Genomic DNA, 5,256 nt, shown 5'->3' with positions numbered 1-5,256 from the left:
GTTCTTTTTTATGTGTCAATCAAACTAAACTGATTGTTCTTTCTTTGCTTTTCTTTTCTCTTTATATGCTTCCCAAGTCGCTCCACCTATCCAATAAGATACGAAACCAACTAGAAAAAACATTAACCAAAATCCCATTGTCAGGATGGTTAAAAAAAGTAAAAAACCTAAGTACTGTGAAAATTCAAACATGTTTTCCGGAATTTTTGAATGTAGGTACAAATATAAGTTTATTATTTTTTTTTAGCAATAAAAATCCAATTCAATTTCCATAAAAAAGTATTTATCCGTATTTTTGAAATCAATTTAAGGAGCGCTTGCGGTATCGTCCTAATGACAAGATTGCAATCTTATCAGCCAAAAAATGGTATAGAAGGATTTTCACTCCCATCGAGGCTCGTACATAAAATTTAGTTGCGCTAATCAATTTTTAAAATAACACATACAAATCAACAATAAAATGAAATTCAGAATAGAAAAAGACACCATGGGTGAAGTGCAAGTTCCAGCTGATAAATACTGGGGAGCACAAACAGAACGTTCTAGAAACAATTTTAAAATAGGTGCTTCAGCTTCTATGCCAAAAGAAATCATAGAAGGTTTCGCATATTTAAAAAAAGCAGCTGCTTATGCAAACTGCGATTTAGGTGTTTTACCCATAGAGAAACGCGACGCTATTGCTGCTGTTTGTGATGAAATTCTTGCTGGGAAATTAGAAGATGAATTCCCGTTGGTAATTTGGCAAACCGGTTCAGGCACCCAAAGTAACATGAACGTCAACGAAGTGGTTGCAAACCGTGCTCAGGTATTAAAAGGCTTTGCTATTGGCGAAGGAGAGCAATTCATTAAAGCCAATGATGATGTCAACAAGTCACAATCGTCAAACGACACGTTCCCAACAGGAATGCACATTGCTGCTTACAAAGCAGTGGTGGAGATTACGATTCCAGGTGTTGAAAAATTAAGAGACACACTACATGCAAAAGCTACTGAATTCAAAAACGTAGTAAAAATAGGTCGTACACACCTTATGGATGCGACACCACTAACACTGGGCCAAGAGCTTTCTGGTTATGTGGCGCAGTTAAACTATGGTTTGAAGGCGGTAAAAAATACCTTAGCGCACTTATCAGAAGTAGCCTTAGGAGGAACTGCAGTGGGCACAGGATTAAACACTCCTGCTGGTTATGATGTGACAGTTGCAAAATATATTGCTGAATTCACAGGACACCCTTTTGTAACTGCCGAAAATAAATTTGAAGCACTTGCCGCTCACGATGCTATTGTAGAATCCCATGGCGCGTTAAAACAATTAGCCGTTTCACTAAACAAAATTGCAAATGATATCCGTATGTTAGCCTCAGGTCCACGTTCAGGAATTGGTGAATTAATCATTCCAGAGAATGAACCAGGTTCTTCTATCATGCCAGGAAAAGTAAATCCTACACAGTGTGAAGCTTTGACTATGGTTTGCGCCCAAGTAATCGGTAATGATGTGGCAATTACTGTTGGAGGAATGCAAGGGCACTACGAGTTGAATGTTTTCAAACCAGTAATGGCTGCAAACTTTTTGCAATCAGCGCGTCTATTAGGTGATGCCTGTATGTCTTTTGACGAACATTGTGCTCAAGGTATTGAGCCAAACTACAAACGTATTACGGAATTGGTTGACAACTCCTTGATGTTAGTTACCGCTTTAAATACTAAAATCGGATACTATAAATCGGCAGAAATTGCTCAAACTGCTCACAAAAACGGAACAACCTTGAAAGAGGAAGCTGTTCGTTTGGGATATGTTACTCCAGAAGATTTTGATGCTTGGGTAAAACCAGAAGATATGGTTGGGAGTCTTAAATAATTGGAAATTATAAGTTCTAATAGAAAACCCTGCAATGTTTTACACAGCAGGGTTTTACTTTTAATGGTTGTTCGTCACCTAAAAGCTTTTGAATTAATTATTTAAAATACCTAATTTAGAATTTATTTTCCGTCTACAAAATCTTGCAAATAGCTAAATCTTGGGGTTAATTTTCCCTTTTCAGTCATTTTGGCTCTAGCCAGAACCCCATCCTTATCATCGTTAAAAAAAGCAGGAATAACGTGTTCCATAAACATGGCACCAAAACCTTCACTGGCATCCTTTGGTAATTCACATGGTAAATTATCTACTGCCATCACTACTACAGCCGCTGGATGAAATACATCCACTTCTTTATGCTCGGAAGGCAAATAGCCATAGAACGGCTCTGCAATTGTGGACGACCGAAGCGTACAAGCAATCGGACCATTGATATCGCATGAAACATCACCTACCACTTTTATTTTACAGTCTTTTGATTGAAGCATTTCTCTGGTAAGAACATCTGGCGCACCATTGCCGTGAAAATGTCCTGTGATAACGATATCTGAAACTTTTGCAAATCGCTCAAAATCAGTAACATATTCCGATGGATTTTCATAAAAATCCTTAAAGTCTAATACTTTCCCGTCAATCCTTTTATTATAGCCTAGTACGTCAATCTGTGTGTAAACAGGCTGCGCATAATTCTTAGTTAAGTAGTTGTCAACAGAAACTTCCTTGATCTTTATAGCATCCAGAATTTCCTTAATACCACCACCTACTTTACCAGTTCCTGTAATCACAAATTTTAATGGAGGCAAAACGAGTCTTTTCAAATGATTGATCAACTCCTCTTTTCCTGACAGCGTTTCCGCTTTTGCTAATTTGAATAATCCAAACTTTATTCCGAACCCACGAATCGTATTATAGGCTCCTACAATTCCAGCATACCTTCCAAAACCTATTAACCTGCGATTGTTAGCGTTGACTATTGTTTCGTGATCGTACAAATCGATCTTTTTTTCTAGAATAGCCTGCAGCAATTGCCTGTTGTAAGGCTGTTTTTTAATCGTATGCGAAAAAAAGAAATAAGACTTATCAGATATTAAAGAGTCTATAGGAACTTCTTTAATTCCAAATAAAACATCGCAATCATTAATATCCTCTGAAATTTCAATTCCCTGGTCTTCGTATTGCGCGTCGCTAAATATTCTGATGTCTGAACTTTCCACCTTTACCGAAGCATCCTGATAAAACTGCTTAAATCTTATTAATTCATCAGGTGAAAAAACAACTCTTCTATCTGGTGGACTCTTTCTTTCTTTTAAAATTCCAAATTTCATATCTTTCTGTCGCTTTTATTTTGATTAAATATAACTTTAATGGGTATTTTTATTACAAAAATAACAATTTAAACTAAAGTTGATTTTATTTTATAAAAAAAATATTTCTTGAAAACATTAAAAGCTGAAGCCCAAATTAATAGAAAACCACTCAGAAAATTTTAATAAAGTAGTGTTAAGTTTTGAATAAAAAAGCCAACAAAGGGGATTGATTCTATATATTTGCCGTTCTAGCACTACAAAAAATGATTTTTATAAAAAAGGCGAAGATACTACAAATACTCCTGCTATTATTGGTTTTGAGTTCTTGTAAACAAAAGAAAACAACCGAAATAGAAACTGTCTTAAAGAAACCAATAAAGACAGCTCTTGTAATTAAACAAGGTCCAAAACTTACGGCGGCCTATATTGAATCAAAAAGGAATTCTATAATTCATTATTACAATAAGACCTGGCCTCGCGAAAGTGCCAATGGAGGATTTCTTGTGGCTAAAAACGGACAGATTATTTATGAAAAATATGAGGGCTTGGCTAATTATAAAGAAAAGTCAGCAATGACCAGCACAACACCAATTCATATTGCGTCAGTAAGCAAGGTGGTCACCGCTACGGCGATACTCAAATTAGTAAGCGATAAAAAATTATATTTAGATCAAAAAGTAAATACTATTTTAAAAGAATTTCCCTATCCGGCTGTTACCATTAGAACTTTACTAACCCACAGAAGCGGAATACGTAATTATGCCTATTTTACAGAAAAAAAAGGAATTTGGGATCGCCATAAAATATTAAGTAATCAGGACATATTAACAATTATGGCAACAAAGGATATTGATCTTGAATTTAGAAGCAATACCCGATTTAGCTATTGCAATACAAATTACGCGATGTTGGCATTGATAATTGAAAAAGCGACCGGTTTAGCATACAAAGATGCCATGAAAAAAATTGTCTTCAAACCTTTAGGAATGACAAACACCTATGTATTTGAATATGAAAAAGACAAACTAACTGCAACGCCATCTTACAGAAGGAATTTCGCTATAGTAAATTGGGATTACTTAGATGCGATCTACGGAGATAAAAACATCTATTCCACACCGCGGGACCTCTTAAAATTTGATAATGGGAAAAATTCTTCAAAATTCTTGAATCCAACGCTATTAAAAGAAGCCTATACACCCTATAGCAATGAATACAAAGGCACAAAAAATTATGGATTAGGAATAAGAATGATCAATTGGCCAACTGGTAAGAACTTTTATTATCACAATGGCTGGTGGCATGGCAACATGGCGTCTTACGTTACGTTACCAGAAGAAAAGGTAACTATTATTGCTTTATCGAATAAGTATGACAAGAGAGTCTATAAAGTAAGGAAATTAGCCGCTTTGTTTGGAGATTATCCTTTTCAATTAGATGACTTAGAAAAAGGGGAATGATATTTGAGGCATAATAAAACGAAAGCAAATGGCAGATTTCAGTTAAAATTGAATACATTTGCAAACTCAAATTAATTTTTGGGATAGAATAAAAACGGGGTCGACTGGTTTTGACAGCAAGTCGAATTGAATCGTAAGCACGCAGAGAACTGGGACAATTCTCGTAAATAAAAGGTTCCAAAACACTTACACGGCGAAGGAAACTACGCTCTTGCTGCATAATCTGAATTATAGTAAGATTAGCCTCGTTCCTATCAGATAGGAAAGCAGGATTTACCTCGAAAGCTTTGGTTTATAGCGGTCGATAAAGGTGAATCGTAAATTTAAACCTAGATTTCCATGAGCTTCGGGTGGACTTCGAAATAAAGAAGATAAGTCTTGTGCGACTGTTTCTGGTCAAACACAAGGTCGAAAATTCAATCAGGAAATAAACGTGTAGAAAGCCTTTTAGTTGCTTGTTTGGACCCGGGTTCGATTCCCGGCGACTCCACAAAAAGCCTTGTAAATATATGATTACTAAGACGTTTTTTGTTTTTAATTTAATTTAATTTAGTAATTAATTTTACTTTCCTTTTAACTTTACTATTCTACGTTACTTTAGTCTACAACTTAGTACTACGAAAAACGTTAA

General features: G+C 35.6%; 3 protein-coding genes and 1 other RNA gene. 3 read left to right on the top strand and 1 reads right to left on the bottom strand.

From position 1 onward, the window contains the following. Window positions 1–460: 460 nt before the first annotated feature. Window positions 461–1,858 (top strand): class II fumarate hydratase, encoded by a 1,398-nt coding sequence (gene fumC / locus A3SG_RS0117315; RefSeq protein ID WP_016991260.1) that lies wholly within the window; start codon window positions 461–463, stop codon window positions 1,856–1,858. A 122-nt stretch (window positions 1,859–1,980) separates the two neighbouring features. On the opposite strand, the gene A3SG_RS0117310 is transcribed toward fumC, so the two are convergent. Beyond that, complete coding sequence (locus tag A3SG_RS0117310; RefSeq protein WP_016991259.1) at window positions 1,981–3,183, bottom strand: NAD(P)-dependent oxidoreductase; 1,203 nt, start codon at window positions 3,181–3,183, stop codon at window positions 1,981–1,983. 245 nt (window positions 3,184–3,428) lie between these two features. Between A3SG_RS0117310 and A3SG_RS0117305 the strand changes: the two genes are divergently transcribed. Further along, a complete protein-coding gene (locus A3SG_RS0117305) occupies window positions 3,429–4,625 on the top strand; it encodes a serine hydrolase domain-containing protein (protein ID WP_016991258.1) in 1,197 nt (398 codons plus the stop codon). 96 nt (window positions 4,626–4,721) lie between these two features. Beyond that, window positions 4,722–5,118: a transfer-messenger RNA gene (ssrA, locus tag A3SG_RS21400) on the top strand. The last annotated feature ends 138 nt before the right edge of the window (window positions 5,119–5,256 follow it).

Source organism: Flavobacterium sp. ACAM 123, from assembly GCF_000264055.1.
In the GTDB taxonomy this organism is placed as follows: domain Bacteria; phylum Bacteroidota; class Bacteroidia; order Flavobacteriales; family Flavobacteriaceae; genus Flavobacterium.
This window is presented reverse-complemented; position numbering and strand designations above follow the sequence as displayed.

What these genes read in the sequence shown, in the direction of transcription:
- fumC (WP_016991260.1), top strand. Translation starts at nt 461, where the DNA reads ATGAAATTCAGAATAGAAAAAGACACCATGGGTGAAGTGCAAGTTCCA.
- A3SG_RS0117305 (WP_016991258.1), top strand. Translation starts at nt 3,429, where the DNA reads ATGATTTTTATAAAAAAGGCGAAGATACTACAAATACTCCTGCTATTA.
- A3SG_RS0117310 (WP_016991259.1), bottom strand. Translation starts at nt 3,183, where the DNA reads ATGAAATTTGGAATTTTAAAAGAAAGAAAGAGTCCACCAGATAGAAGA.